Source organism: Clavibacter californiensis (assembly GCF_021952865.1).
GTDB lineage: Bacteria > Actinomycetota > Actinomycetes > Actinomycetales > Microbacteriaceae > Clavibacter > Clavibacter californiensis.
In genome coordinates this window covers 70850-95107 of the sequence record NZ_CP040792.1, presented here as the reverse complement: position 1 = coordinate 95107, position 24258 = coordinate 70850, and the positions used below count along the sequence as shown (strand labels likewise).

Below are 24258 nucleotides of genomic sequence, written 5' to 3'. Positions count from 1 at the left end.
CGTCCGCCCGGTCGTCCGTCCGGTCGCCCGGCGGCGCCCGCCTCAGGCCGTGCGGCGGTCGGCCTCGCTCGGGCGGATCGGCGACACGGCGGCCAGCTGCGCCACCTCGGGCAGGGCCTCCGCCTCGCCGCGGGTCAGCTCCGCGCGCAACTGCCCGAGGATCCGCGCGAGCAGCCGCGACACCTGCATCTGCGTCACCCCGAGCTCGGCCGCGATCTCGCTCTGGCTGCACTCGTCGACGAAGCGCAGGTGCAGGATCCGCCGGTCGCGATCGCTGAGCACGCCGCGCGCCGCGTCCAGCAGCACCGTGCGCTCGGCGCGCGCGTAGCCGGGGTCGTCGGCGCCGATGGTGTCCGCGAGGGAGATGCCCTCGTCCTCGTGCACCGTGAAGTCGAGCGACGCGGGTCGGAGGCTGGAGTGGGCGGCGAGCGCCTCGGCGACCTCCTCGCGCGGGTGCCCGGTGTGCGCCGCGAGCTCGGCGTCGGTGGGTGCGCGGCCGAGGCGCTGCGTGAGCGCGGGCACGACCGCGAGCAGCGCGTGCCGCAGCTCCTGCACCTGCCGGGGTGGGCGGACCACCCACCCGTTGTCGCGGAGGTGGCGCTTGATCTCGCCGGAGATGGTGGGGATCGCGAACGACACGAACGGCGCGCCGAAGCCCGGGTCGTAGCGGCGCGCGGCCTTCACGAGGCCGAGGTAGCCGACCTGGCGGAGGTCGCTCCAGTCGTGCGCGCGGCCGGAGTGCTGGCGGGCGAGCTGATCGGCGAGCTCGAGGTGGTCGAGCACGATCTGGTCGTGCAGGCGGCGGCGCTCGGCGTCGCCCGCCGGATCCTCTGCCGCGGCGGCCGCGCGCACAAAACGGTCGTGCGTCAGCCGGCGCTTCTCGGCGCGCGCCGCCGTGAGGTCGGGCGCGAGCGGCGTCGGGCGTGGGAGCGGGGTCGCCCGCGGGAGCGTCGCGGCGGATCCGCGGGTGGAGGATCCGCACGTGGCGGTCGGGGCGGCGGCGAGGGCGCGCGTGCGCGGCGTTGCGGTCACTGAGGACCTTCCGGACTCGTGTCGGATGCGGCACGCTGCTTGACCGCTCCTCCAGGGAAGCACTGCTCCTCGAGGGTGCCTAGGTCCTCCGATCACTTCTCCTCGGCGCTTCTCCGGCTTCTCCGCGGGCCGGGCGTGTCGATGGCCCGCGCATCCGCACCAGCGCGGAGCAGCGCCCTCGGACGGGGGCGCTGCCCGCCCGCCGGTAGGCTCGATCCCCGTTCCCCGAGCCGCCACCATCGAACGGACGCCCCATGAGCCTGTTCCGCACGAAGAGCATCGAGTCGTCGCTGGCCGACGCCGCGGGAGGCGAACGCAGCCTCACCCGCTCCCTCGGCACCTGGGACCTCATGCTCATGGGCGTCGCCGTCGCGGTCGGCGCCGGCATCTTCTCCGTCGGCGCGAAGGCCGCGGGCAGCTACGCCGGTCCCTCGGTGACGCTCGCGTTCGTGCTCGCCGCCGTCACGTGCGGTCTCGCGATCATGTGCTACGCCGAGTTCGCCTCCGCCGTGCCCGTCGCGGGCAGCGCGTACACCTTCACCTACGCGACCATGGGCGAGCTCCTCGCGTGGATCATCGGCTGGGACCTCATCCTCGAGATGCTCACGGCGGCCGCGGTCATCGCCAAGTACTGGGGCATCTACCTGGAGTCGGCGCTGCAGCTCGCGGGGCTCGACATCCCGTCCACCATCACGGTGTTCGGGCTCGGGATCAGCTGGGGCGCCGTGCTCATCACGGCGATCTTCACCGTGCTGCTCGTGCTCGGCACCAAGCTCTCCAGCCGCGTCTCGAGCGTGTTCACCGTGCTCAAGGTCGCGGTCGTCCTGTTCGTGATCGTCGTGGGCGCGTTCTACGTCAGGCCGGAGAACTACTCGCCGTTCATCCCGCCGCAGCGCCCGGCCGAGGGCGCGTCCGCCGACGTCTGGACCCAGTCCCTCTTCTCCTGGGCGAGCGGCCAGGAGCCCACGCAGTACGGCCTCTACGGCCTGCTCGCTGGCGCCTCGCTCGTGTTCTTCGCGTTCATCGGCTTCGACGTGGTCGCCACGAGCGCCGAGGAGGTGAAGGACCCGCAGCGCACCCTGCCACGCGGGATCTTCGCGGGACTCGCGGTCGTCACCGTGCTCTACGTGCTCGTGACCCTCGTGCTCACCGGCATGGTCCCGTACACGGTGCTCGCGGATGCGGAGAAGCCGTCGCTCACGACCGCCTTCACCGCGGTCGGCGCCGGATGGGCGGCGCAGGTCATCTCCATCGGCACGCTGCTCGGCCTCACCACCGTGCTCATGGTGCTGCTGCTCGGGCTCGCCCGCGTCGTCTTCGCGATGAGCCGCGACGGGCTGCTGCCGCGCGGCCTCAGCCGCACGTCGGCGAAGCGCCGCACGCCGGTGCGGGTGCAGATCATCGCGGGCGTCGTGGTCGCGGCCCTCGCCGGGTTCACCGACGTCGGTGTGCTCGAGGAGATGATCAACATCGGCACGCTGTCCGCGTTCGTGCTCGTGAGCATCGGCGTGATCGTGCTGCGGAAGAAGCGCCCGGACATCCGCGCGTCGTTCCGCGTGCCGCTCATGCCGTGGCTGCCGATCCTCTCGGCCGTGCTCTGCGTGTGGCTGATGCTCAACCTCACGACCCTCACCTGGGTCCGCTTCGTCGCCTGGCTCGCACTCGGCTTCGCGGTCTACTTCCTCTACGGCCGCCGCCACTCGCTGGTCGGCAAGGAGGAGGCGCGGATCGCGGCGGGCGGCGCGCCCGCGCCCGAGCTGCCGACGGCGTCGACGCCGCGGGACTGATCCATCCGCGGGCCGCGCCTCAGGTCTGGCAGCGCGGGCACCAGTAGGTGACCCGGTCCTGCGCGCCCATGCCGGGACGCACGGGGTCGCCGAGCTGCCCCTGCTGGATCCGCGTGCCGCAGCGGAGGCACGGCTTGCCCTTGCGCCCGTACACCCAGTCGGTGCGGCCGCGGCGGAGGTCGCCTGTGGTGGTGCGCTCGATGCGGTCGCGGTTGGCGCGCATGGTGCGGCGCGCGAGCGCGATCATCGCGGGCAGGTCCGGCACCTCGGCGACCGGCCGCGTGGGCAGCACCCCGCGGAGGAAGCAGAGCTCGGCCCGGTAGACGTTGCCGATGCCGGCGGCGTTCCGCTGATCCAGCAGCGCCAGCCCGATCGCCCGATCCGGCTGAGCGCTGATGCGGCGCACGATCTCCTCGGCCGCCTCGTCGCCCCAGTCCGGCCCCAGGATGTCGGGTCCCAGGTGCCCGACGACCGTGTGCTCCTGGTCGCGCGGGATCACCTCGAGCACCCCCAGCGCGAAGCCCACCGTGACGCGCTCCGCCGTCTCGAGCACGACGCGCGCCTCGAACGCCGGCCGCCGCCACGGAGTGCCGTGCTGGTAGATGTGCCAGGAGCCCTCCATCTTGAGATGGCTGTGGATCGTGAGGTCGCCGACGCGATGGAGGATGTGCTTCCCGACGCTCACCACCTCGTCCACCTCCTGGCCCGCGAGATCGAGCGTCGCGAACTTCGGCACGCGGAAGTCGCTGCGGGTGAGCACCTGGCCGCCGATGGCCTCGTGCAGGTGCGACGCGGTGCGCCAGACGGTGTCGCCCTCAGGCACGCGCCGATCCCGTCATCGAGCGGCCGCTCACGACCGCATCCGCAGCCCGCGAGGCGTCGCCGAGAAGCCGTGCTCCTGGAGCGCGGTGCCGAGCGGCGTGCCGAGGATGAACGCGCCGTTGACCTTCTCGATCGCGAGCTTCGCGACCCCGCCGCGCCGGACGATGCCGCCGAGCGACTCGGCCGCCGCGCGGATCACCGCCTCGTCGTCGTCGAAGAGCAGCACGGTCTTCCCGCCGCGCTCCACGTAGAGCACGAGCTCGCCGTCGACCAACACCACGAGCGCGCCCGCCTTGCGGCCGGCGCGGTGGCCGGTGGGCCGCTCGCCGCGCGCGTCGACGCTGCCGGACTCCGCGATCGCGGACGACGCGTCGCCGACTCCTGCGTCGACGCCCGCCTCCGTGCCGGCGCCCGTGACCGCACCGCCGTCCCCGTCGGGCGACGACCCGTCGAGCCGCGGCCAGGGCAGCGCGGCCCCGTACGCGTTCGCCGGATCCGTGGCCGCGAGCGTCAGCGCGACCAGCGGCTGCTCGCCCGCGTCCGGATCCCGCGTGAACCCGCGCAGCCGGTCGACCGTGCCGCCCGTGGAGAACTGCGCCGCTCCCAGCGTCTCGATGAAGTACCCGCGTCGGGCGCGTCCCGTGTCCTCGAAGCCCGCGAGCACCTTGTAGGTGAGCGCGAACCCGCCGGGCACCCGCTCGGTCATCACGGATCCACGCGTGACGACGCCGTACCGCTCGAGCAGCAGCTCGGCCGTGCCCGCCGCGCGCACGGTGGCGTCGGTCTCCGCGAGCGGCACGATGGACCAGCGCCCGGCCGCGGTCGGCGGTCCGGTGCGGGTGGGCATGTCGGGCCGCGGCATGCGTCCGCCCCGGTACATGCGCCCGCGCGGCGCCCGTTGCGGTGTCTTGTGCGCCGTGGATCCGCCGGCGAGCAGCGCCCGGAGCGGCGACAGGGTGTCGTTCGTGACGAGGCCCGCCCACACGAGGTCCCACAGCGCGGTGACGAGCGCCTTATCGTCCGTGGACCCGACGGCGTCGCTCAGCTGCCGGAAGAAGTAGCCGCCGCCCGTGCCGAGCGTGGTGAGGATCTCGCGCTGCAGCTCGTCGGTATCGTGCGCGTCGGGCTCGGGCAGCGTGAGCGCGACCTGGTCGGCGAGGTGCAGGCTCACCCAGCCGTCGGCGCCCGCGAGCGTGCCTGCGCCCGACCAGATGACCTCGCCCGTGGACGTGAGCTCGTCGAGCATGGCGGGCGTGTAGTCGCGCACCCGCGCGGGCAGCACGAGCGTCTCCCACGCGGATGCGGGCACGGGCGCACCCGCGAGCTGCTCGATGACCTGCAGCACGCCGTCCACCCCCCGGAGCCCGCGCTCGCGATCCGCGCCGGCCACGTGCTGCCACGCCGGGAGGAACCTGGCGTACGCGGCCCGCTCGACCGGCTCGACCTCGCTGCGGAGCGCCGCGAGCGAGCGGCTGCGCAGGCGCCGCAGCACCTCGACGTCGCACCACTCGCTGCCGGACGCACCCGGTCGGAACTCGCCCTCGACCACGCGCCGCTGCGCGCCCAGCCGGGCGAGCGTGTCGGCGATGACGGCGGATCCGAGCCCGATGCCGGTGGCCGCGTCCGCGATGGTGAAGGGGCCGTGCGTGCGGGCGTACCGGCCGACGAGGTCGCCGAGCGGATCCGCCACGGGCTCGACGAACGCCATCGGCGTGCCGATGGGCAGCGGAACCCCGAGCGCGTCGCGCAGACGGCTGGCGTCCTCGATGGCGGCGACCCGCGGCTTCCCGCCGAACGAGACCCGGAGAGCGCGCCTGCCGGCGACGAGCGCGTCGAGGTGCTCGGCGGCGGATCCGGTCTCCTCGGGCTCGAGCCGCGCGGCGACCTCCTCGGCGTCGAGCGGCCCGAGGATCCGCAGCAGGTCGGCCACGCCCTCCAGCCCCTTGGCGCGCCGGTCGGGTGCGGTGCGCTGCAGCTCGAGCTCGGTCCGCGCGATGACCGCCGGATCCAGCAGCTCGCGCAGCTCCGCCCGCCCCAGCAGCTCGGACAGCAGGCCCGCGTCGAGCGAGAGCGCGGCCGCCCGGCGCTCGGCGAGCGGGCTGTCGCCCTCGTACATGAACGCGCCGACGTAGCTGAAGAGGAGGCTGCGTGCGAACGGCGACGCGTCCTCCGTGGTGGTCTCGACGATCTTGATGCGTCGCGCCTCGATGTCCTTCGCGAGCGACGTGAGCGCGGGCAGGTCGTAGACGTCCTGCAGCACCTCGCGCACGGTCTCGAGCACGATCGGGAACGCGGGGAACTTCCGCGCGACGTCGAGCAGCTGCGACGCGCGCTGGCGCTGCTGCCAGAGCGGCGAGCGGCGGCCCGGGTTGTAGCGCGGCAGCAGGAGCGCGCGGGCGGCGCACTCCCGGAAGCGCGACGCGAACAGGGCGGATCCGCCGACCTCGCGCGTGACGATCGCGTCGAGCTCGTCCGGCTCGAACACGAACAGGTCCGCCCCCGGCGGCTCGCCGTCGGTCTCGGGGATGCGCACCACGATGCCGTCGTCGTTCGCCATGGTCGCGCCGTCGATGCCGTACAGCTCGGTGACCCGCGCGCCGACCGCGAGCGCCCACGGCGCGTGCACCTGCATCCCGTACGGGGAGTGCAGCACCACGCGCCAGTCGCCCAGCTCGTCGCGGAAGCGCTCGACCACGAGCGTGCGGTCGTTCGGCACGTGGCCGGTGGCCTTCTTCTGGTCGTCGAGGAACGCGAGCAGGTTGTTCACGGCGCGGTCGTCGAGGCCCACGCGGCCTGCGCGGGTCCTGGCGTCGTCCGCCGCGGATCCGGAGAGCTCGCGCACGAACGCCCCGATGGCGCGCCCCAGCTCGAGCGGCCGGCCGAGCCCGTCGCCCTTCCAGAACGGCAGCTTGCCGGGCTCGCCGAACGCGGGCGTCACGAGCACGCGGTCGTGCGTGATCTCCTGGATCCGCCAGCTCGTGGCCCCCAGCGCGAACACGTCGCCGACGCGCGACTCGTAGACCATCTCCTCGTCGAGCTCGCCCACACGCGACGCCTTCTCGCCCACCATGAATACGCCGAACAGGCCGCGATCCGGGATGGTGCCGCCCGAGGTGACCGCGAGCCGCTGCGCGCCCGGCCGCCCCTCGATGGTGCCCTCGTCGCGGTCCCACACGATGCGCGGTCGCAGCTCCGCGAACTCGTCGGACGGGTAGCGGCCGCTCAGGAGGTCGAGCGTGGCCTCGTACGCGGAGCGCGGCAGGGTCGCGAACGGCGCGCTCCGCCGCACGATGTCGAACCACTCCTCGACGCCCAGCGGCTCGAGCGCGACGGCCGCCACCGTCTGCTGCGCCAGCACGTCGAGCGGGTTCGCCGGCACGCGCAGCGACTCGATCTGCCCGCTCGCCATGCGCTCCGCGGCGACGGCCGAGTGGATGAGGTCGGCCCGGTGCTTGGGGAAGATGACGCCGCGCGAGACCTCGCCCACCTGGTGCCCGGCGCGGCCGACGCGCTGGAGGCCGCTCGCGACCGAGGGCGGCGCCTCGACCTGCACCACCAGATCCACGTCGCCCATGTCGATGCCGAGCTCGAGGCTCGAGGTGGCGACCACGCAGCGGAGCCGGCCGGACTTCAGGTCGTCCTCGATGAGGGCGCGCTGCTCCTTCGAGACGGATCCGTGGTGCGCCTTGGCGAGCACCGGATCCGCGCCCTCCGTGCTCCCGGCCTGCGCCATGACCTCGGCGGGCGGCCGGGCGGCGGTGCGGCGCGTGGCGGAGAACGCGGTGGCGTCGGCGGATCGCGACGACCCGGATCCTGCCGCGGCGCCCGCCAGCACGGGCACGGCGTCGGCCGTCGCGGAACCCGCCGCGGTTCCGCCCACGACCGCGTTCCCCGCCGCGTCGATGCGCCCGTCCTCGATGCGCGTCGTGTAGATCTCATTGAGCCGGGCCGTGAGCCGCTCCGCGAGCCGCCTGCTGTTGGTGAAGACGATGGACGACGTGTGCTGGAGCACGAGGTCGACGATGCCCTCCTCCACGTGCGGCCAGATGGATCCCTGCTGCGGCGCGTCCCCCTGCGCCGCCGACCCCTCGAGCGGCGCCGTGGTGCCGAGCTCGGTCATGTCGTCGACCGGGACGATGACGCGGAGGTCGAACTCCTTCGTGTTCTTCGGCGACACGATCGAGACGGGCGAGCGTCCGCCGAGGAACCGCGCCACCTCCTCGGGCGGCCGCACCGTGGCCGACAGCCCGATCCGCTGGGCCGGCGTCTCCAGCAGCGCGTCGAGCCGCTCGAGCGAGAGCGCGAGGTGGCTGCCGCGCTTGGTGGCCGCGACCGCGTGCACCTCGTCGACGATGACCGTCTCGACCCCCGCGAGCGTCTCGCGCGCGGCCGAGGTGAGCATGAGGAACAGCGACTCGGGCGTGGTGATGAGGATGTCCGGCGGCGTCTTCGCGAGCGCGCGCCGGTCTCCGGCCGGGGTGTCGCCGGAGCGCACGCCCACCGTGACCTCGGGCGGCTCGGCTCCCAGCCGCTTCGCCGTCTGCACGATGCCCACGAGCGGCGAGCGGAGGTTGCGCTCCACGTCGACCGCGAGCGCCTTGAGCGGCGAGATGTAGAGGACGCGCGTGCGCCGCATCGGATCCTCCGGCGCGGGCCGCGAGGCCAGCCGGTCGATGGACCACAGGAACGCCGCGAGCGTCTTGCCGGATCCGGTCGGCGCCACGACGAGCGCGTGCGACCCCTTCTGCACGGCGTCCCACGCGCCGGTCTGCGCCGCGGTGGGGCCGGGGAACGCGCCCTGGAACCACTCCCGGGTGGCCGGGGAGAAGCGCGCGAGGACGGGATCCATCTGCCCATCCTCCTCCGGACCACCGACAACGCGTCCGCCCGGGCGCTCGGCGGACGACGGCCGCGCGGGCCGCCCCGCGCCTCAGCCCGCGTGCTCCCGGATGAACGCCGACACGTCCCGCAGCTCGGCCGCGGAGACGGAGTGCGGGAGGTCCTCGTAGATGCGCTCGGTGAGGGCGCTGTGGTCGCCGATCCACGCGGCCGTGCGCGCGACCGCCTCGTCCGGGATCACCTGGTCGGCAGTGCCGCGGCCCCAGAACACCGGCGTCGGCGCGGCGGCGTTGGCCGCGTCCCCCGCGTGATCGCCCCGCACCGAGAAGCCGCTGAGCTGCACCGCGTACGAGAACCGCCCGGGCGCGAGCCGCAGGAGCTGGAGCGCGGTGGCGCCGCCCTGGCTGAAGCCGAGGAGACCCACCGACCGCGGCGGCTCGGGCAGCGCGTCGAGCCAGTCGAGCACGCCCTGCGCGGCGGCGTCGGCGGCATCGGGATCCGGGTTGCCGGTGGATCCGGGCACGATCGGGAACCACGCGAACCCGCCCTGCAGCGGGATCGGCGCGCGCAGCGACGCGACGACCGGCCCCAGCGGCAGGTACGGCGACAGCCCGAAGAGGTCGCCCTCGTGCGAGCCGTAGCCGTGCAGCAGCACGAGCAGCGGCCGGTCCGCGAGCTCGGCGGAGGAGGCCGACCAGAGGACGGCGTCGGGATCCAGCGGGAGAGCGGTCACGGTGTCCTGTTCGGGTGGGATGCGGGTCGTCGGGCCCGCCCATCCTCGCATCCGCCCCCGGCAGCCGGTCCGCGCGCCGGGTGGCCGCCGCGCTCCGGCCGTGGGTCACAATGGACCATGACCGTTCGCACCCCGGACCCGAACATCCCCGACCCGAACTCCGGCTGGCTGTCGGACGTGGAGCTCGCGCAGATCCGGCAGCGGCTGCCCCTCCTCTACGTGGAGGCCGTGCCCGTGCGGGTCGACGGCATGGGCCAGGTGAAGGACATCGGCGTGCTGCTGCGCGCCACGGTCACCGGCCAGATGACCCGCATGCTCGTCTCCGGCCGCGTGATGTACGGCGAGACACTGCGCGACGCGCTCTTCCGCCACCTCGAGAAGGACCTCGGGCCGATGGCGTTCCCGCAGCTCCCCGCGAGCCCGACGCCGTTCTCGGTCGCCGAGTACTTCCCGTTCCCCGGCGCGAGCCCGTACACGGACGACCGGCAGCACGCCGTGTCGCTCGCGTACGTGGTGCCGGTGACCGGCACGTGCGATCCGCGCCAGGACGCGCTCGAGATCACGTGGATGACGCCCGAGGAGGCGGCGTCCGATGCGGTCTCGGCCGACATGGAGGGCGGCCGGGGCGCGCTGCTCCGCGCGGCCCTCGCCTCGGTGGGCGTGCTGCCCTAGGCGGACCGCGGACCCGGGACCTCGGAGGGCCGGACGCCGGGGGCCGGGGTCGGGCGGCCTGCTGGCGCCCGACGGGATCAGACGGCGGCGGCCCGCTCGGCGAACTGCGGCGGCTCGAGGTAGTGCCGGCGGAGGTCCTCGAAGGCCTGGCTCGCGGCTGCGCCGACGCCGTAGCAGCGCTGCACGTGCAGGCCGTCCATGGCGGAGAGCACGACGGCGGCCGCCGCCTCCGGGTCGAGGTGGGGGTCGATGAGGCCGCGCGCCTGGTCCACGACGACGCCCGCCGTGATGCGCTCGAGCTCGCGCGCGCGGCGCTCGCGGAACAGCTCGTGCAGCGGGTGGCCGGCGGCCGAGGCCTCCGACGAGACGACGGCGATGACGCGCGTGAGGCAGGCGCTCTGCTCCCCGTCCGCGATGACCACGGCCGCGTGCTCCGCGACGCTGCGCGGGCGGTGCAGCTCGATGGCCGCGGCGAGACGCTCCTCGCGGCGCTCGAGCACGGCGAGCAGCAGCTCCTCCTTGCCGCTGAAGTGGTGCAGCAGGCCGGCCGGCGTGATCTCGGCCCGGGACGCGATCTCGCGCAGCGAGCTGCTGCGGTACCCCTGCTCGGCGAAGACCTCGATGGCGGTGCGGATGAGGAGCTCCCTGCGCTCCACGCCCTTGCGGTACGGGCCACGGGTGGCGAGGGCGGCGCGAGTCATTGGCTCACCGTAACCGGATGCCGCCGGGCGTCCGCGCGACCGTCAACAGGCGCTGCCTCAGCTGTGGGGACTCGGGGCACGGACGCGTCGTCGTGCGTCCCTCCGGGCACGACGGAGGGCCCCCGTCCCTGGACGGGGGCCCTCGATGTCATGCCCGCGCGCGGTGCGCGCCGCGCGGTCTAGCGTCCGCTGGAGACGCGGCGGTGGGTGCGCTCGCGGCCGCCGGCCGAGGCGCCGCCGGACGCCGCGGGGCGCTCCTGGCGGGGACGGGCGGTGCCGACGGACGAGCCGCCGCCGAAGCCCTCGGACGAGGTGCTGAAGTTGCGGGGCGCACCTCCGCGCTGTCCGCCCGAGGCGCCGTCGCGGCGACCGGACGAGGCGCCGTCACGACGACCGCCGCCGACGGGCGCGCCGTCGCGGGCCGCGCGCTTCCGCTGCGCGTTGGCGCCCTGCGAGCGTCCGCCGCCGTTCGCGCGGCCGCCCTGCGACTGGCGCTGGGTGGACTCGCGGACCGACTTCGTCTCGCGCGGCGCGGGCTTGACGTACGCCGCGACGGCGCCCGTCAGCTCGGCCACCGCGGGGGAGGACTCGGTGACCTGCTGCGGCGTGACGTGGATGTCGGCCTTGCGCATCAGGAGCTGCACGTCCTTGCGCTGCGCCGGCAGCATGATCGTGACGACGTCGCCCGCGGAGCCCGCGCGCGCCGTGCGGCCCGAGCGGTGCAGGTACGCCTTGTGCTCGGCCGGCGGGTCGACGTGGATCACGAGCTCGATGTCGTCGACGTGCACGCCGCGCGCCGCGACGTCGGTGGCCACGAGGACCTTGACGTCGCCCGCGGAGAACGCCGCGAGGTTGCGGTCGCGGGCCACCTGCGACAGGTTGCCGTGCAGGTCCACCGACGGGATGCCCGCGTCGGTGAGCTGCTTCGCGAGCTTCTTCGCGTGGTGCTTGGTGCGCATGAAGAGGATGCGGCGGCCGGTGCCGCCCGCGAGCTTCTGGACGAGGAGGCGCTTGGCCTCGACGTCGGTCGCCTCGAAGACGTGGTGCGTCATGGCGGCGACGGGCGAGTTCGCCTCGTCGACGGAGTGCAGCACCTGGTCGTGCAGGTAGCGGCGGACGAGCTTGTCCACGCCGTTGTCGAGCGTGGCGGAGAACAGCATGCGCTGGCCGGTGTTCGGGGTCTTGTCGAGGATCCGCGTGACGACGGGCAGGAAGCCCAGGTCGGCCATGTGGTCGGCCTCGTCGAGCACGGTGATCTCCACGGCGTCGAGGTTCACGAAGCCCTGCTTCATGAGGTCCTCGAGGCGGCCGGGGCAGGCCACGACCACGTCGACGCCGGCCTTGAGGGCCGCGACCTGGCGCTGCTGCGAGACGCCGCCGAAGATCGTGGTGGTGGACAGGTTGTAGGCCTCGGCGAGCGGCGCCATGGCCGCGGTGATCTGCGTGGCGAGCTCGCGGGTCGGCGCGAGGATCAGGCCGAGCGGGCGGCCCGGACGACGACGGCCGCCGGCGAGCCCGCCGCCGAGGCGCGCGATCATCGGGATGGCGAACGCCAGCGTCTTGCCGGAGCCCGTCTTGCCGCGGCCGAGCACGTCGCGGCCGTTCAGGGTGTCGGGGAGCGTGTCCACCTGGATGGGGAACGGCGTCGTGATGCCGTTCGCCGTCAGGGCGGAGACGAGGGGGGCGGGCACGCCGAGCGCGCCGAAGGTGTCAGTGGTCATGCGGGGGAGTTGCCTTCCAGGCAGGGGTCCGCCCCGGTGTGCGTTCTCGGGATGTGCGTGAGACGCACGGAAGCGGAGGATGGCGAAGGCGCCGATGGGCGCATCCGTTCGCCAAAAGAAAGATGTCACTCGACCCCGTCGGCCTGTTCGGCGATCTGATCGGGGCGAGGAGGGAACGCGTTCTCTCGACGCAGGGAGCACAGATGTGCTCGCAAGTCATCCCACCGTAGCAGGTCAGGCCGGGGAGAAGCCCATCTCGCCGACGGGGACCTCGAAGCCGAGCACGTTGCCGGCCGGTGCGAGGGGGCACGCCCACTCCGGGTCGTAGGCGCACGACGGGTTGTAGGCGAAGTTGAGGTCGACCACGATCGAGCCCGGCGCGCCCGGGCCGAGGTCGGATCCCTTGACCGTGTCGAGCAGGTATCGTCCGCCCCCGTAGGTGCCGCCCTCGCGCCGGTGCGACGCGTCCTTGACGGGCAGGTGCAGGCCGCCGCCGTAGCTCGCCAGGCGCCAGACGTCGAGGTTGCCGGCCTCGCGGCCGTCGGCGGCGGGCAGGTGCACGGAGCCGAGCAGCTCGAACGGCACGACGCCGTCCGTGCCGGTCTCGACGTCGTGGCGCTCGTCGCCGCGGTCGTCCTGGATCTCCAGCTCGAACCGCCAGGCCGGGTCGTAGTCCTTGACGTCCAGGCGGTCGAAGCCGTCGCGGTGCTCGGGGAGGAGCGGCGTCGCGGGGTGGCCGCGGAACATGTCGTCGCGCGTGCGGCGCCAGAGGTCGTGGGCGGCGGCCGGATCCGTCTGCGCGACCCAGCGCACCTCCGCGTACATCTCGTGCGTGCGGCGGCGCCAGTCGGCGACGTGGAGGGCGGTGACGGCGGAGGGCATGCGCCCACCGTACGCGGACGGGCGGCGCGGGTCCGCGGGAGGTCGTGCCGCGGATCGGATGCCGGCCATGCGCGCTCCCCGCCTGCTGCTCGTCGTCGCCCTGCCCGCGCTCGCGGCCGCCCTCGCGGGATGCACGGCCGAGGGGTCAGGCGTCGACGACCAGCCGCTCGTCGCCCGCGATGCACGGCCGATCCCGGCCGGCGTCCCGTTCGCCGATCCCGAGCTCCTCGACGCCTCCGCGCCGATCGACGGCGACGCGATCGTGCCGTGGAACCCGTCGGATGCCGTGCCGGACGGCCCCTGGGTGGACATCTCGTGGATCGCAGGGGATCCGCGCTGCGGCGAGCAGGTGGAGGGCGCGCGGGTGCAGGAGACCGGCGACCGCGTCGTCGTGGACCTGCAGCGGGGGGAGCGGCGCCCCGCCGCCGGTGGAGCCGCGTGCGGCGACGCGGGATTCCCGATGGTCGCGCGCATCCCGCTCACGGAGCCGGTCGGGTCGCGGGAGCTCCTCCAGCAGCGGCCGACGGAGGGCTGACCCGGCGCTATGCGTCGGAGGCCGCGGGGTCCGCGTCGGGATCCGCCTCGGGCTCCCAGTCGTACGCCCACGTCGGCGCGAGCTGGCGGAGCCGGAACGCGCGCCACTGCCAGAAGGCCCAGAAGGTCGGCCACATCGCGGGGCCGAGGAGTCCGGCCTCGAACTCGAGCTGGTCGCGGAAGAGGGTCTTGACGCGGCCATCGGCGTCGGGGCCGGCGGGATCCGCCGAGACGGCCATGCTGTGCCGCATGCTCGTGGGTATCGACATGAGCCCCGAGAGCCCGTGGCCGTCGTCGCGCACGATGCGCACGCCCTCGACGCGCGGCTTCATGTCGCGGAGCCGGATGCTCTGGCGTCCCGCCGTGAAGGGTCCGGTCTGCATCGCGGCGACGTGCTCGCGGCCGTCCCAGCTGGAGGGGAAGCCGCCGTCCTCGAGCGGCACGAAGTCGACGAGCGGGCCCGCGACCTCCCGCATCACGGTGGGCGAGTGGAGCGCGCGCCAGGCGGCGTCGGGATCGCAGTCGAGGATGGTCTTCAGCAGCACGCGCATGGGACCAGTGTGCTCCGCCCGGCTGGGCGTGCCCGGCGTCCCGCCGCCGTGGGACAGGATGGGACGGACATGATCAGGTACTGGGTGGGCGTCGTCTCGCGCGACCGCGTGCTCGACGGCCTGGACCTCGGCATCGCGCAGGTCAACCGCGGCGCCCGCGAGCCGGTCGAGCGGCTCGGCGAGGCCGACGGGTTCGTCTACTACTCGCCGCGCGAGTCGTACCCCGACGGGCAGCTCCTCCGTGCGTTCACCGCGATCGGCCGTGTCGCCGACGCCGCGCCGTACCAGGGTCGCGTGGGCGAGTGGCGGCCGTGGCGCCGGCGGATGGAGTGGGACCTCGGCGCGGTCGACGCCCCTATCCGCCCGCTCGTCCCCGTACTCGACTTCACGCGCGACTCCCTCGAGTGGGGTCGGAAGCTCGCGCCGGGGCTCCTCGAGATCACGCGGGACGACTTCGAGGTGATCCGCCAGGCCATGCGCCGCGGGGCGCCCGAGCCGTCGCGCCGCGTCATCCGCGGCGGGTCAGGTCCGTGGACGCCCGTAGCATCGGATCGTGACCTCCTCCGCTGACGCCGCGCACCCCGACCCGTCGACGCAGGCCCGCTACCAGGTCCGGCTCGACGGCGGCGTGGCCGGCGCCCGCCGCATCGCCGCAGGGGCCGACGTCATCGTCTGGGTCGACGCCCTGCCCTCCGTCCCGCCGCCCACGGCCGCCCGCAGGGACGAGGTCCTCGCGACCATGCCCGCGCGCCCGGCGGTGGTGAGCGCCGGGCTCGCCGACGCCCCGGCCGTCGCCGACTGGATCCTCGCCCTGCAGACCGCGCTCGGCCGCCGCGCGTTCGTGGCCGTCGTCGCCGCCGGCACGGTGGAGGCCGACGGATCCTGGCGCGCGTGCGCCGAGGACCAGCTCGCCGCCGGCGCCGTGGTGGACGCGCTCGCCGCCCTGGGGATCGACGCCACCTCGCCCGAGGCCGCCGTCGCGTGCGCCGCGTTCCAGCAGCTCCGGCCGGCCGTCGGCCACCTGGTGACCGCGAGCGTCTCCGCGCGCCGGCTCGACGCCGCGGGACACGACGGGCTGGTCGCCGAGGCGCTCGCCGCAGGCCCCGTCGACGTGGTCGTGCACCGCCTGCACCGCGACGCCTGAGTCCGCGCGCCGCCGCGCGGCATCCGCTCAGCGCCCGTCCGGAATGGGCACCCAGGAGCGTGTGTTCCCCTGTGCATCAGGCGCCGCACCCGGGACGACGCCACGCAACCGGAAGGTCATCACATGAAGGCACTCATCAACGGCGTCACCGTCGCGGAGGCGCCCAAGGACGAGCTCATCGAGATCGAGGGCAACTGGTACTTCCCGCCCCAGAGCGTCGACATGTCGCTCCTGGCGGAAACCAGCACGCCGTACCACTGCCCGTGGAAGGGCGACACGCAGTACTACTCCGTCAAGGACGGCGACACCGTGCTGCAGGACCGCGCCTGGTCGTACCCGACGCCCATCCCGTCGTCGTTCGACCGCGTCGGCCGTGACTACAGCGGCTACGTCGCGTTCTGGAAGGAGGTCCGCGTCAGCGAGTGACGCGGATCCGCGCGCACGGCCCGGGGGCTCAGGCTCCCGGGCCGTCGTCGTACCCGGGGGAGGCCGCGGGACGCGCGGGCGCGACGCGCGCCGGGATCCCCGTCCGCCGCTCCCGCAGCTGCCTGGCGCGGTGGGCGCGCACCTTCGCGCGGTTGCCGCAGCGCCGCATCGAGCACCAGCGCCGGGTGCCCGAGCGCGTGGTGTCGAGGTAGAGCACGGTGCAGTCGTCGGCCGAGCAGCGGTGGATCCGCTCGGATCCCGCCCCGAACACCATCACCGCGTCGCGCGCCGCCGACGCGAGCGCCTGCGCGGGCCGGGCGAGCGCGCGGCCGGCCTGGCGGGATCCGCCGCCGAGCGCGGGCGGCAGGTCGGGCGTGGCCGCGTAGAGGTTGAGCACGTCGACGTCCCGCGGCGCGGGCTCCCCGCCGTCCGCGATGGCCGCCGCGATGTCGCCGATCGCCTGCCGGAGCGTGCGCATGTCCGCGAGGTCGCGCTCGCCGGGCTCGGAGACGGGCGCGAGGTGCTCGCTCAGCCACGCGCCGAGGGCCGCGGCGTCCGGCAGCGTCTCGCGCGGCTCCGGATCCCCGAGCGCGCCCGTGTAGGCGAGGTCGAGGCTCACGACGCCCGTGTCGAGGAACCAGCGCAGGCCGTCGGGGTCGGTGATCCACTGGCCGGTGGGCCGCTCGGATCCCGGCGCCCGGCTCACGCGGCCCCCTCGCGGCGATCGGTGGCCGATGCCCGCGACACGGCGGCGCCCGACGGCACCTCGCGCTTCGTCCACGCGATGAGGTGCGCCTTGTCGAACCGCTTCGAGCACAGCCCGCAGGCGAGCGGGCGCGTCGGCTTCCGGTAGCGGAAGTGGGCGTGGCCGGCCGGGCAGGCGCCCACCCACGGGGCGAGCTCCTCGGCGACGGCGCCCGAGTGCAGCCGGGATCCCTCGTAGCCGAGCTCGGCGGCCGTCGCCTTCCACCTCGGCCCGTGGCCCGCGCGGGATCCGGCGAGCGCGTGCGCGACCTCGTGCAGCAGGACCTGGTGGATCTCGTCGTCCTCGAACCGCCCCGCCAGGTGCCGGGAGACCGTGATCCGCTTCTCGCCGTAGTGGCAGGCGCCGGCGCGGGTGCGGGCGTGGTCGAACGCGAAGGTCCACGAGGGGTCGAGGTGCAGCGCGATCAGGGCGTCGGCCCAGATCCGCACCCGGGCGAGGTCAGCCACGGCCGGCCGCCGTCGGCCGGGGAGCGAGCGGGCCCATCACGCCGGCTGGGCGGCGATGCGCTCCTTGGCGACGTCGATCGCGAGCGCCGAGCTCTCGAGCTGGTCGCTCGGCAGGCCCTCGCGCGTGCGCAGCGTGTACGCGTCCTCGAAGTCGGAGAGCGCGAGGCGGTAGTCGCCCCGGTCGAAGTGGACCTTGCCGCGGTGCTGCAGCGCGAACGCCTCCAGCGCGTACCACTCGTGCGCGCGGGCCTCGTCGACGCAGCCGCCGAGGTCCTGCAGCGCGATGTCGAGCTTGCCCTGGTACTGCTGCACCTGCGCGCGGCGGATCCGGCACGCGAGCAGCGTCTCCCGGTCGCCCGTGAAGCGCGCCTGGCGGACGGCCGCGTTCGCCATGTCCCACGCCTCGTCGAGGCGGCCCAGCATGCGCAGCAGCGCGACCTTCTCGGTGATGGCGGAGAGGCTCCGGAGCGCCTCCAGCTCGTCCAGGCGCTCGCCGGCCGCCCGCAGGTCCACCTTCTCCCGGAGGGTGTCCCTGTCGTAGCCGATGATGATCGCGGTGCCTGTCACGAGTTAGAGATTATCCCGCCTGGATCGGCATGAGCTCGACCCGGAGCAGCTTGTCGTCGCCCGGGCGCGGCGTCCCGCGGCCGTCGGTGTTGCCGGTGAGCATGCGCAGGGAGCCGTCGGGCGCGGCCTGCACGTCCCGGATCCGGCCGAACTCCCGCGTGTAGAACTCGGTCACGCGGTCGTCGGGGATGGGGTCGGTGACCACCGCGCCCGGCCGGATCACCCAGAGGCGCTGGCCGCCGAGCCCCGCCATGAAGATCGTGTCGCCGGAGATCGCGATGCCGCTCGGGCTCGCGTCGTCGGTGGCCCACTGTCGGACGGGGTCGATGTACGCGTCGTCCGCTGCGTCGTCCGTCGCGCCCTCGACGACCGGCCAGCCGTAGTTCCCGCCGGGCTCGATCAGGTTCAGCTCGTCCCAGGTGTCCTGCCCGAACTCGGCCGCCCAGAGGTTCCCCTCGGCGTCCCACGCGATGCCCTGGGGGTTGCGGTGGCCCATCGAGTAGACGGGCGACCCCGGCGTCGGGTTGTCGGCCGCCCCCTGTCCGTCGGGCGTGAGTCGGAGGATCTTGCCCGCGAGCGAGAACGGGTCCTGCGCGGCGTCGCGGAGGTTCGCGTCGCCCGTGGTGGCGTAGAGCATGCCGTCGGGGCCGAACGCGATGCGGCCGCCGTTGTGGGTCGTGTCGCGCGGGATCCCCGTCACCACGTCCTCGGCCACCCCGAGCCCGAGCGACCCCGGCTCGCCCGTCACGTCCATGCGCACGATGCGGTTGTCGGTGGAGCTCGTGTAGTACGCGTAGAGCTGGGTGCCGCCGTCCGCCTCGCGCACCGCTATCCCGAGCAGGCCGCCCTCGCCCTGCGGCCCCACGCCCGCGATCGTGCCGGCGACCCGCGTGGTGCCGTCGCCGAGCACCTCGACGATGCGCGACGTGTCGCGCTCGCTGACGAGCAGGGATCCGGACGGCAGCTCGGCGACGGACCACGGCGAGACGAGGTCGGACGCGAGCGCAGTGGGCGTGCCCGACGGCGCGACGCCGGCCGGCGCGGCGTCCGTGCTGGTGGGGGAGGGCGCGGGCGGCTCGGTCGCGCGCACGTCCACGGGCGAGCCGTCGTCGTTCGTGCAGCCCGTCAGCGCGACGAGGGCGGCGAAGCCGAGCGCGGCGACGCGCGCCGGGCGGGTGCGGGAGCGGCGGTTCATGGGGACTCCGGTGGTTCGGCGGGCCTCGGTGCCCGGACCGGTCACGGCTTCGTCTGGAAGACGCTGCGGGCGGGGGAGGGGGACGGGACGGCCGTGGCGTCGGTCACGACGGACGCTCCGGCGATGAAGTCGGCGAGCTCGCGGCCCTCGACGACCTTGGCGGGATGCGGGCCCCCGGCGAGCAGGCGCGGCACGAAGTCGAAGGGCAGCGGCGTCGCGGACGCGGCGAACACGACGTTCCCGAACCTGCGGCCCTTGAGCACCTGCGTCTCGGCGAGCGCGGCCACGTGCGGCAGCACGTCCTGGATCGTGGCGGCCTGCCCGCGCGCGAACCGGAGGCCGTGGCCGTCGGCGACGTTGACCGTCATGATCCCGCCCGGTGCGAGGAAGGCCGTGGCGTCCGCGTAGAAGTCGCGGCTCGTGATGTGGGCGGGCGTGCGCGCGCCGCTGAAGACGTCCACCACGACGAGGTCGACGGATCCGCGGAGCCCCTCGGGCAGCCGCCCCATCACCTCGCGCGCGTCGCCGTAGCGGAGCCGGATGGAGGCCTTCCTGGACCAGGGCAGGTGCTCGCGCACGAGGTCGACGAGGTCCTGCTCGAGCTCGATGACCTGCTGGCGGGATCCGGGCCGGGTCGCCTCGACGTACCGCGGGATGGTGAGCGCGCCGGCGCCGAGGTGCAGGGCGGTGATCGGCTGCCCCGGGTCGCCGACGAGGTCGATGACGTGCCCCATGCGCTGCACGTACTCGAAGAACAGCTCGCCCGGGTCGTCCATGTTGACGTGCGACTGGGGGGTGCCGTCGACCACGAGCTGGTAGGCGCCCGGCACGAACCGGTCGGGCTCGATGACGGCCCTGTGCCCGCTCAGGGACAGGACGGTCGACGGGTGCTCGGGCATCTCCTCAGCCTAGGCGTCCGCCCGGCGCCGGGACCCGGGTGCCGGGCGACCCGTCACCAGCCGCGCGACCGCCACGAGGCGAGGGATCCGCGCTCCGCGCCGAGCGTCGTCGAGTCGCCGTGGCCGGGGTGCACGTGGGCGTCGTCGGGGAAGCGCGCGAAGAGCCGCTCCTCCACGTCGTCCATCAGCTGCCGGAAGCGGCCGGCGTCGCCCTGCGTGCTCCCGACGCCGCCGGGGAAGAGCGAGTCGCCCGTGAAGAGGTGCGTGCTGCCGTCGCCCGGCTGCAGCACGAGCGCCACGCTGCCCGGCGTGTGCCCGCGGAGGGCGACGACCTCGAGCGTCACGCCGCCGAACGCCACCCGGTCGCCGTCCGCGAGCCGACGGTCGACGTCGACGGGCAGGTCGCCTGCGTCGGCGTCGCCCGCGGCCGAGGACGCGCCGGTCGCGTCGAGCACGGCTGCGAGCGCGCCGTGGTGGTCGGCGTGGCCGTGGGTCGTGACCACGACGGCGAGGCGGCCCGCGGGATCCGGCTCCTCCACGAGGGCGAGCAGCCGGTCGACGTCGGCCGCCGCGTCGACGAGCAGGCGCTCGCCGGAGTCGAGGTCGGTGAGGAGGTACGCGTCGTTGTCCATGGGCCCGACGGAGGCCTTCCTGACCTCCACGTCGCCCGCCACGTGCACGTGCGAGGGGCCGCCGGGGGACACGTGCCAGGGTGCGCTCATGCCCCGACGCTACGCGGCCCGAGGGGTCGCCCGGCAGGGCAGCCGCAGGTTATACACCGAGACACGCCGAGGATGCAAGATTCCGCTGGACATGGCGCGTCGCGACCCGTATGGTGATCCTTTGCGCTCCCACTCCCTTTTGCCTTCATATTGCGGTCGGTCATCGTGTGCGCTCGGGTCCATCCCGAGCCCATCCCGCGAGGTGTGGCGAGCAACTCCATCAGGATCGGCACGGGTCACGTCCCGGGTCGGTCTCGGCGTATCGACGACATCGGAGCCCGACGGGGCCCACGGAGGTAATTTCCTTGGCTGCTGCGCGCAACGCAACTCCCACTCCCCAGAACGGTCGCGACGCATCGCGGCTCTCGTTCGCGAAGATCACTGACACCCTCACCGTCCCCGACCTCCTCGCCCTGCAGACCGAGAGCTTCGACTGGCTCGTCGGCTCGGACGCGTGGAAGCGGCGCGTCGAGGAGGGCACCGCGCAGGGTCGCACCGACCTGGCGCTCAACTCGGGCCTCGAGGAGATCTTCGAGGAGATCTCCCCCATCGAGGACCTGGGCGAGACCATGCAGCTCGGGTTCACGAACCCGTACCTCGAGGAGCAGAAGTACTCCATCGACGAGTGCAAGGAGCGCGGCAAGACCTACTCCGCTCCCCTCTACGTCGAGGCCGAGTTCATGAACCACCTCACGGGTGAGATCAAGACCCAGACGGTCTTCATGGGCGACTTCCCCCTCATGACGGAGAAGGGCACGTTCATCATCAACGGCACCGAGCGTGTCGTCGTGTCCCAGCTCGTCCGCTCGCCCGGCGTGTACTTCGAGCGCCAGCAGGAGAAGACCTCCGACAAGGACATCTACTCCGCCCGCGTCATCCCCTCCCGTGGCGCCTGGCTCGAGTTCGAGATCGACAAGCGCGACCAGGTCGGCGTGCGCATCGACCGCAAGCGCAAGCAGTCGGTCACCGTGTTCCTCAAGGCCCTCGGCCTCACCAGCGAGCAGATCCTCGAGGAGTTCAAGGGCGTCGCGTCCATCGAGCTCACGCTCGAGAAGGACTCCATCCTCACCAAGGAGGAGGCCCTCAAGGACATCTACCGCAAGCTCCGTCCGGGCGAGCAGGTCGCCGCCGAGGCCGCCCGCGCGCTGCTGGACAACTTCTACTTCAACCCCAAGCGCTACGACCTGGCGAAGGTGGGTCGCTACAAGATCAACCGCAAGCTCGGCATCGACAAGCAGCTCACCGACTCGGTGCTCACGGTCGAGGACATCCTCGCGACCATCAAGTACCTCGTCTCGCTGCACGCGAACGAGACGAAGATGAACGGCACGCGCGACGGCAAGGCCGTCGAGCTGCGCCTCGACGTGGACGACATCGACCACTTCGGCAACCGCCGCATCCGCGCGGTCGGCGAGCTCATCCAGAACCAGGTGCGCACCGGCCTGTCCCGCATGGAGCGCGTCGTCCGCGAGCGCATGACCACGCAGGACATCGAGGCCATCACGCCCCAGACCCTGATCAACGTGCGCCCCGTCGTCGCCGCGATCAAGGAGTTCTTCGGCACGAGCCAGCTGTCGCAGTTCATGGACCAGAACAACCCGCTCGCGGGCCTCACCCACAAGCGCCGCCTCTCGGCGCTCGGCCCGGGTGGTCTGTCCCGTGAGCGCGCCGGCGTCGAGGTCCGCGACGTCCACCCGTCGCACTACGGCCGCATGTGCCCCATCGAGACCCCGGAAGGCCCGAACATCGGCCTGATCGGCTCGCTGGCGTCGTTCGCCCGCATCAACTCGTTCGGCTTCATCGAGACCCCGTACCGTCGCGTCGTCGACGGCGTGGTCACGGACACGATCGACTACCTCACGGCCAGCGAGGAGGACGAGTTCCTCGTCGCCCAGGCCAACGCGCCCCTCACGAAGGACTTCCGCTTCGCGGAGGACCGCGTCCTCGTCCGCCCGAAGGGCGGTGAGGTCGAGCTCGTCGCGAAGGAGAACGTCCACTACATGGACGTCTCCCCGCGCCAGATGGTGTCGGTCGCGACCTCGCTCATCCCCTTCCTCGAGCACGACGACGCGAACCGGGCCCTCATGGGCGCGAACATGCAGCGTCAGGCCGTCCCGCTGCTGCGCAGCGAGAGCCCGCTCGTCGGCACCGGCATGGAGGGCTACGCGGCGGTCGACGCCGGCGACGTCCTCACGGCCGACGCCTCGGGCGTCGTGCAGGAGGTGTCGGCCGAGGTCGTCACCATCCAGCTCGACGAGGGCGGCACGCAGACCTACTACCTGCGCAAGTTCGACCGCTCGAACCAGGGCACGAGCTACAACCACCGCGTCCTGGTCTCGGCCGGCGACCGCATCGAGGCCGGCGAGGTCATCGCCGACGGCCCCGCCACGGAGAACGGCGAGCTCGCGCTCGGCAAGAACCTGCTCGTCGCGTTCATGCCGTGGGAGGGCCACAACTTCGAGGACGCGATCATCCTGAGCCAGAACCTGGTCAAGGACGACACCCTCTCCTCCATCCACATCGAGGAGTACGAGGTCGACGCGCGCGACACCAAGCTCGGCAAGGAGGAGATCACCCGCGACCTCCCCAACGTCAGCCCGGAGCTGCTCGCCGACCTCGACGAGCGCGGCATCATCCGCATCGGCGCCGAGGTCCGCCCCGGCGACATCCTCGTGGGCAAGGTCACGCCGAAGGGCGAGACCGAGCTCAGCGCCGAGGAGCGCCTGCTGCGCGCGATCTTCAACGAGAAGAGCCGCGAGGTCCGCGACACGTCCCTGAAGGTGCCCCACGGCGAGCAGGGCACGATCATCGGCGTCAAGGTCTTCGACTCGCAGGACGGCGACGACGAGCTCGGCTCCGGCGTCAACCAGCGGGTCGTGGTGTTCATCGCCCAGAAGCGCAAGATCACCGAGGGCGACAAGCTCGCCGGCCGTCACGGCAACAAGGGCGTCATCTCCAAGATCCTGCCGGTCGAGGACATGCCGTTCCTCGCCGACGGGACCCCGGTCGACGTCATCCTCAACCCGCTCGGCATCCCCGGCCGCATGAACTTCGGCCAGGTCCTGGAGACCCACCTCGGGTGGATCGCCAAGCAGGGCTGGGAGGTCGAGGGCAAGCCGAAGTGGGCCGAGCGCCTGCCGGACCACGCGCGCCAGGCCCCGGCCGGCACGAAGGTCGCCACCCCGGTGTTCGACGGAGCGCTCGAGGAGGAGATCGCCGGCCTGCTCGACTCGACGACGGTCACCCGCGACGGCGACCGCCTCATCGGGTCCAGCGGCAAGACGCGCCTGTTCGACGGCCGCTCCGGCGAGCCGTTCCCCGAGCCCGTCTCGGTCGGCTACATGTACATCCTGAAGCTGCACCACCTGGTGGACGACAAGATCCACGCGCGCTCGACGGGTCCCTACTCGATGATCACGCAGCAGCCCCTGGGCGGTAAGGCCCAGTTCGGCGGCCAGCGGTTCGGCGAGATGGAGGTCTGGGCGCTCGAGGCCTACGGCGCCGCGTACGCGCTGCAGGAGCTCCTCACCATCAAGTCGGACGACATCCTCGGCCGCGTCAAGGTGTACGAGGCCATCGTCAAGGGCGAGAACATCCAGGAACCGGGTATCCCCGAGTCCTTCAAGGTCCTGATCAAGGAGATGCAGTCCCTCTGCCTGAACGTCGAGGTCCTCTCGGCCGACGGCCAGGCGGTCAGCCTGCGCGACACGGATGACGAGGTCTTCCGCGCGGCGGAGGAGCTCGGCATCAACATCTCCACCCGCTTCGAGTCGTCCAGCATCGACGACATCTAAGCCCGCTCAAGACTTTCGACTCGAA

The 24258-nt window shown here is 73.4% G+C and carries 21 protein-coding genes; 7 read left to right on the top strand and 14 right to left on the bottom strand.

The features are described from left to right. Window positions 1-42: 42 nt before the first annotated feature. Window positions 43-1032 carry a sigma-70 family RNA polymerase sigma factor gene (locus tag FGD68_RS00490; RefSeq protein ID WP_237609645.1) on the bottom strand — a complete coding sequence of 330 codons (990 nt, stop codon included), beginning with the start codon at window positions 1030-1032 and terminating at the stop codon, window positions 43-45. Between the two features lie 254 nt (window positions 1033-1286). Here FGD68_RS00490 and FGD68_RS00485 point away from each other — a divergent pair, with 254 nt between their 5' ends. Further along, window positions 1287-2819 (top strand): amino acid permease, encoded by a 1533-nt coding sequence (locus FGD68_RS00485; RefSeq protein WP_237609644.1) that lies wholly within the window; start codon window positions 1287-1289, stop codon window positions 2817-2819. 19 nt (window positions 2820-2838) lie between these two features. On the opposite strand, the gene FGD68_RS00480 is transcribed toward FGD68_RS00485, so the two are convergent. From FGD68_RS00480 to FGD68_RS00470, 3 genes are all read right to left on the bottom strand, one after another. Further along, the gene (locus tag FGD68_RS00480; RefSeq protein ID WP_119373000.1) at window positions 2839-3642 is read right to left on the bottom strand and encodes a DNA-formamidopyrimidine glycosylase family protein; all 804 of its coding nucleotides are present in this window, start codon (window positions 3640-3642) and stop codon (window positions 2839-2841) included. 27 nt (window positions 3643-3669) lie between these two features. Further along, window positions 3670-8490, bottom strand: a complete 4821-nt coding sequence (locus FGD68_RS00475) for a DNA glycosylase AlkZ-like family protein (RefSeq protein ID WP_119373001.1) — start codon at window positions 8488-8490, stop codon at window positions 3670-3672. 81 nt (window positions 8491-8571) lie between these two features. Further along, window positions 8572-9213 (bottom strand): alpha/beta hydrolase, encoded by a 642-nt coding sequence (locus tag FGD68_RS00470; RefSeq protein WP_119373002.1) that lies wholly within the window; start codon window positions 9211-9213, stop codon window positions 8572-8574. Window positions 9214-9330: 117 nt separating this feature from the next. Here FGD68_RS00470 and FGD68_RS00465 point away from each other — a divergent pair, with 117 nt between their 5' ends. After that, window positions 9331-9885 carry an NUDIX hydrolase family protein gene (locus FGD68_RS00465; protein ID WP_012039335.1) on the top strand — a complete coding sequence of 185 codons (555 nt, stop codon included), beginning with the start codon at window positions 9331-9333 and terminating at the stop codon, window positions 9883-9885. 77 nt (window positions 9886-9962) lie between these two features. On the opposite strand, the gene FGD68_RS00460 is transcribed toward FGD68_RS00465, so the two are convergent. The 3 genes from FGD68_RS00460 to FGD68_RS00450 form a co-directional block, all read right to left on the bottom strand. Beyond that, the gene (locus FGD68_RS00460) at window positions 9963-10586 is read right to left on the bottom strand and encodes a TetR/AcrR family transcriptional regulator (protein ID WP_237609643.1); all 624 of its coding nucleotides are present in this window, start codon (window positions 10584-10586) and stop codon (window positions 9963-9965) included. 179 nt (window positions 10587-10765) lie between these two features. Then, window positions 10766-12307 carry a DEAD/DEAH box helicase gene (locus tag FGD68_RS00455; protein ID WP_237609642.1) on the bottom strand — a complete coding sequence of 514 codons (1542 nt, stop codon included), beginning with the start codon at window positions 12305-12307 and terminating at the stop codon, window positions 10766-10768. Window positions 12308-12541: 234 nt separating this feature from the next. Continuing rightward, window positions 12542-13189: a DUF1684 domain-containing protein gene (locus tag FGD68_RS00450; protein ID WP_119373529.1), complete on the bottom strand. Its 648-nt coding sequence runs from the start codon at window positions 13187-13189 to the stop codon at window positions 12542-12544. 67 nt (window positions 13190-13256) lie between these two features. On the opposite strand from FGD68_RS00450, the gene FGD68_RS00445 reads away from it, so the two are divergent. Next, window positions 13257-13724, top strand: a complete 468-nt coding sequence (locus FGD68_RS00445; RefSeq protein WP_147361708.1) for a hypothetical protein — start codon at window positions 13257-13259, stop codon at window positions 13722-13724. A 7-nt stretch (window positions 13725-13731) separates the two neighbouring features. Here FGD68_RS00445 and FGD68_RS00440 read toward each other — a convergent pair whose 3' ends face one another. Next, window positions 13732-14274: a hypothetical protein gene (locus FGD68_RS00440; protein ID WP_119373527.1), complete on the bottom strand. Its 543-nt coding sequence runs from the start codon at window positions 14272-14274 to the stop codon at window positions 13732-13734. A gap of 69 nt (window positions 14275-14343) precedes the next feature. Between FGD68_RS00440 and FGD68_RS00435 the strand changes: the two genes are divergently transcribed. The 3 genes from FGD68_RS00435 (at window position 14344) to FGD68_RS00425 (ending at window position 15844) form a co-directional block, all read left to right on the top strand. Next, a complete protein-coding gene (locus tag FGD68_RS00435) occupies window positions 14344-14844 on the top strand; it encodes an EVE domain-containing protein (RefSeq protein WP_041464307.1) in 501 nt (166 codons plus the stop codon). After that, window positions 14828-15418, top strand: coding sequence for a 2-phosphosulfolactate phosphatase (locus FGD68_RS00430; protein WP_237609641.1), 591 nt, complete (start codon window positions 14828-14830; stop codon window positions 15416-15418). The genes FGD68_RS00435 and FGD68_RS00430 overlap by 17 nt, the downstream gene beginning before the upstream one ends. A gap of 123 nt (window positions 15419-15541) precedes the next feature. After that, a complete protein-coding gene (locus FGD68_RS00425; protein ID WP_119373943.1) occupies window positions 15542-15844 on the top strand; it encodes a DUF427 domain-containing protein in 303 nt (100 codons plus the stop codon). Between the two features lie 28 nt (window positions 15845-15872). On the opposite strand, the gene FGD68_RS00420 is transcribed toward FGD68_RS00425, so the two are convergent. The 6 genes from FGD68_RS00420 to FGD68_RS00395 are packed head-to-tail and all read right to left on the bottom strand — an operon-like array spanning window position 15873 to window position 20439. After that, the gene (locus FGD68_RS00420) at window positions 15873-16550 is read right to left on the bottom strand and encodes a CGNR zinc finger domain-containing protein (protein ID WP_237609640.1); all 678 of its coding nucleotides are present in this window, start codon (window positions 16548-16550) and stop codon (window positions 15873-15875) included. Then, the gene (locus FGD68_RS00415) at window positions 16547-17056 is read right to left on the bottom strand and encodes a SprT-like domain-containing protein (protein WP_104235964.1); all 510 of its coding nucleotides are present in this window, start codon (window positions 17054-17056) and stop codon (window positions 16547-16549) included. The genes FGD68_RS00420 and FGD68_RS00415 overlap by 4 nt, the downstream gene beginning before the upstream one ends. Before the next feature lie 36 nt (window positions 17057-17092). Then, the gene (locus FGD68_RS00410; protein ID WP_043561078.1) at window positions 17093-17623 is read right to left on the bottom strand and encodes a hypothetical protein; all 531 of its coding nucleotides are present in this window, start codon (window positions 17621-17623) and stop codon (window positions 17093-17095) included. A 10-nt stretch (window positions 17624-17633) separates the two neighbouring features. Further along, entirely contained in the window at window positions 17634-18818 is a 1185-nt protein-coding gene (locus FGD68_RS00405) for a PQQ-dependent sugar dehydrogenase (RefSeq protein WP_104235965.1), read from the bottom strand. A gap of 41 nt (window positions 18819-18859) precedes the next feature. Then, window positions 18860-19717 (bottom strand): spermidine synthase, encoded by an 858-nt coding sequence (locus tag FGD68_RS00400; RefSeq protein WP_104235966.1) that lies wholly within the window; start codon window positions 19715-19717, stop codon window positions 18860-18862. A 53-nt stretch (window positions 19718-19770) separates the two neighbouring features. Then, entirely contained in the window at window positions 19771-20439 is a 669-nt protein-coding gene (locus FGD68_RS00395; protein ID WP_237609639.1) for an MBL fold metallo-hydrolase, read from the bottom strand. 305 nt (window positions 20440-20744) lie between these two features. Between FGD68_RS00395 and rpoB the strand changes: the two genes are divergently transcribed. Beyond that, on the top strand, window positions 20745-24233 hold the full coding sequence (gene rpoB / locus FGD68_RS00390) for a DNA-directed RNA polymerase subunit beta (RefSeq protein WP_104235968.1): 3489 nt from the start codon (window positions 20745-20747) through the stop codon (window positions 24231-24233). The last annotated feature ends 25 nt before the right edge of the window (window positions 24234-24258 follow it).

Bases quoted from the DNA above. Each gene is read 5' to 3' on its own strand.
- FGD68_RS00485 (WP_237609644.1), top strand. From the start codon at position 1,287: ATGAGCCTGTTCCGCACGAAGAGCATCGAGTCGTCGCTGGCCGACGCC.
- FGD68_RS00475 (WP_119373001.1), bottom strand. From the start codon at position 8,490: ATGGATCCCGTCCTCGCGCGCTTCTCCCCGGCCACCCGGGAGTGGTTC.
- FGD68_RS00465 (WP_012039335.1), top strand. From the start codon at position 9,331: ATGACCGTTCGCACCCCGGACCCGAACATCCCCGACCCGAACTCCGGC.
- FGD68_RS00460 (WP_237609643.1), bottom strand. From the start codon at position 10,586: ATGACTCGCGCCGCCCTCGCCACCCGTGGCCCGTACCGCAAGGGCGTG.
- FGD68_RS00455 (WP_237609642.1), bottom strand. From the start codon at position 12,307: ATGACCACTGACACCTTCGGCGCGCTCGGCGTGCCCGCCCCCCTCGTC.
- FGD68_RS00450 (WP_119373529.1), bottom strand. From the start codon at position 13,189: ATGCCCTCCGCCGTCACCGCCCTCCACGTCGCCGACTGGCGCCGCCGC.
- FGD68_RS00445 (WP_147361708.1), top strand. From the start codon at position 13,257: ATGCGCGCTCCCCGCCTGCTGCTCGTCGTCGCCCTGCCCGCGCTCGCG.
- FGD68_RS00440 (WP_119373527.1), bottom strand. From the start codon at position 14,274: ATGCGCGTGCTGCTGAAGACCATCCTCGACTGCGATCCCGACGCCGCC.
- FGD68_RS00435 (WP_041464307.1), top strand. From the start codon at position 14,344: ATGATCAGGTACTGGGTGGGCGTCGTCTCGCGCGACCGCGTGCTCGAC.
- FGD68_RS00425 (WP_119373943.1), top strand. From the start codon at position 15,542: ATGAAGGCACTCATCAACGGCGTCACCGTCGCGGAGGCGCCCAAGGAC.
- FGD68_RS00405 (WP_104235965.1), bottom strand. From the start codon at position 18,818: ATGAACCGCCGCTCCCGCACCCGCCCGGCGCGCGTCGCCGCGCTCGGC.
- FGD68_RS00400 (WP_104235966.1), bottom strand. From the start codon at position 19,717: ATGCCCGAGCACCCGTCGACCGTCCTGTCCCTGAGCGGGCACAGGGCC.
- FGD68_RS00395 (WP_237609639.1), bottom strand. From the start codon at position 20,439: ATGAGCGCACCCTGGCACGTGTCCCCCGGCGGCCCCTCGCACGTGCAC.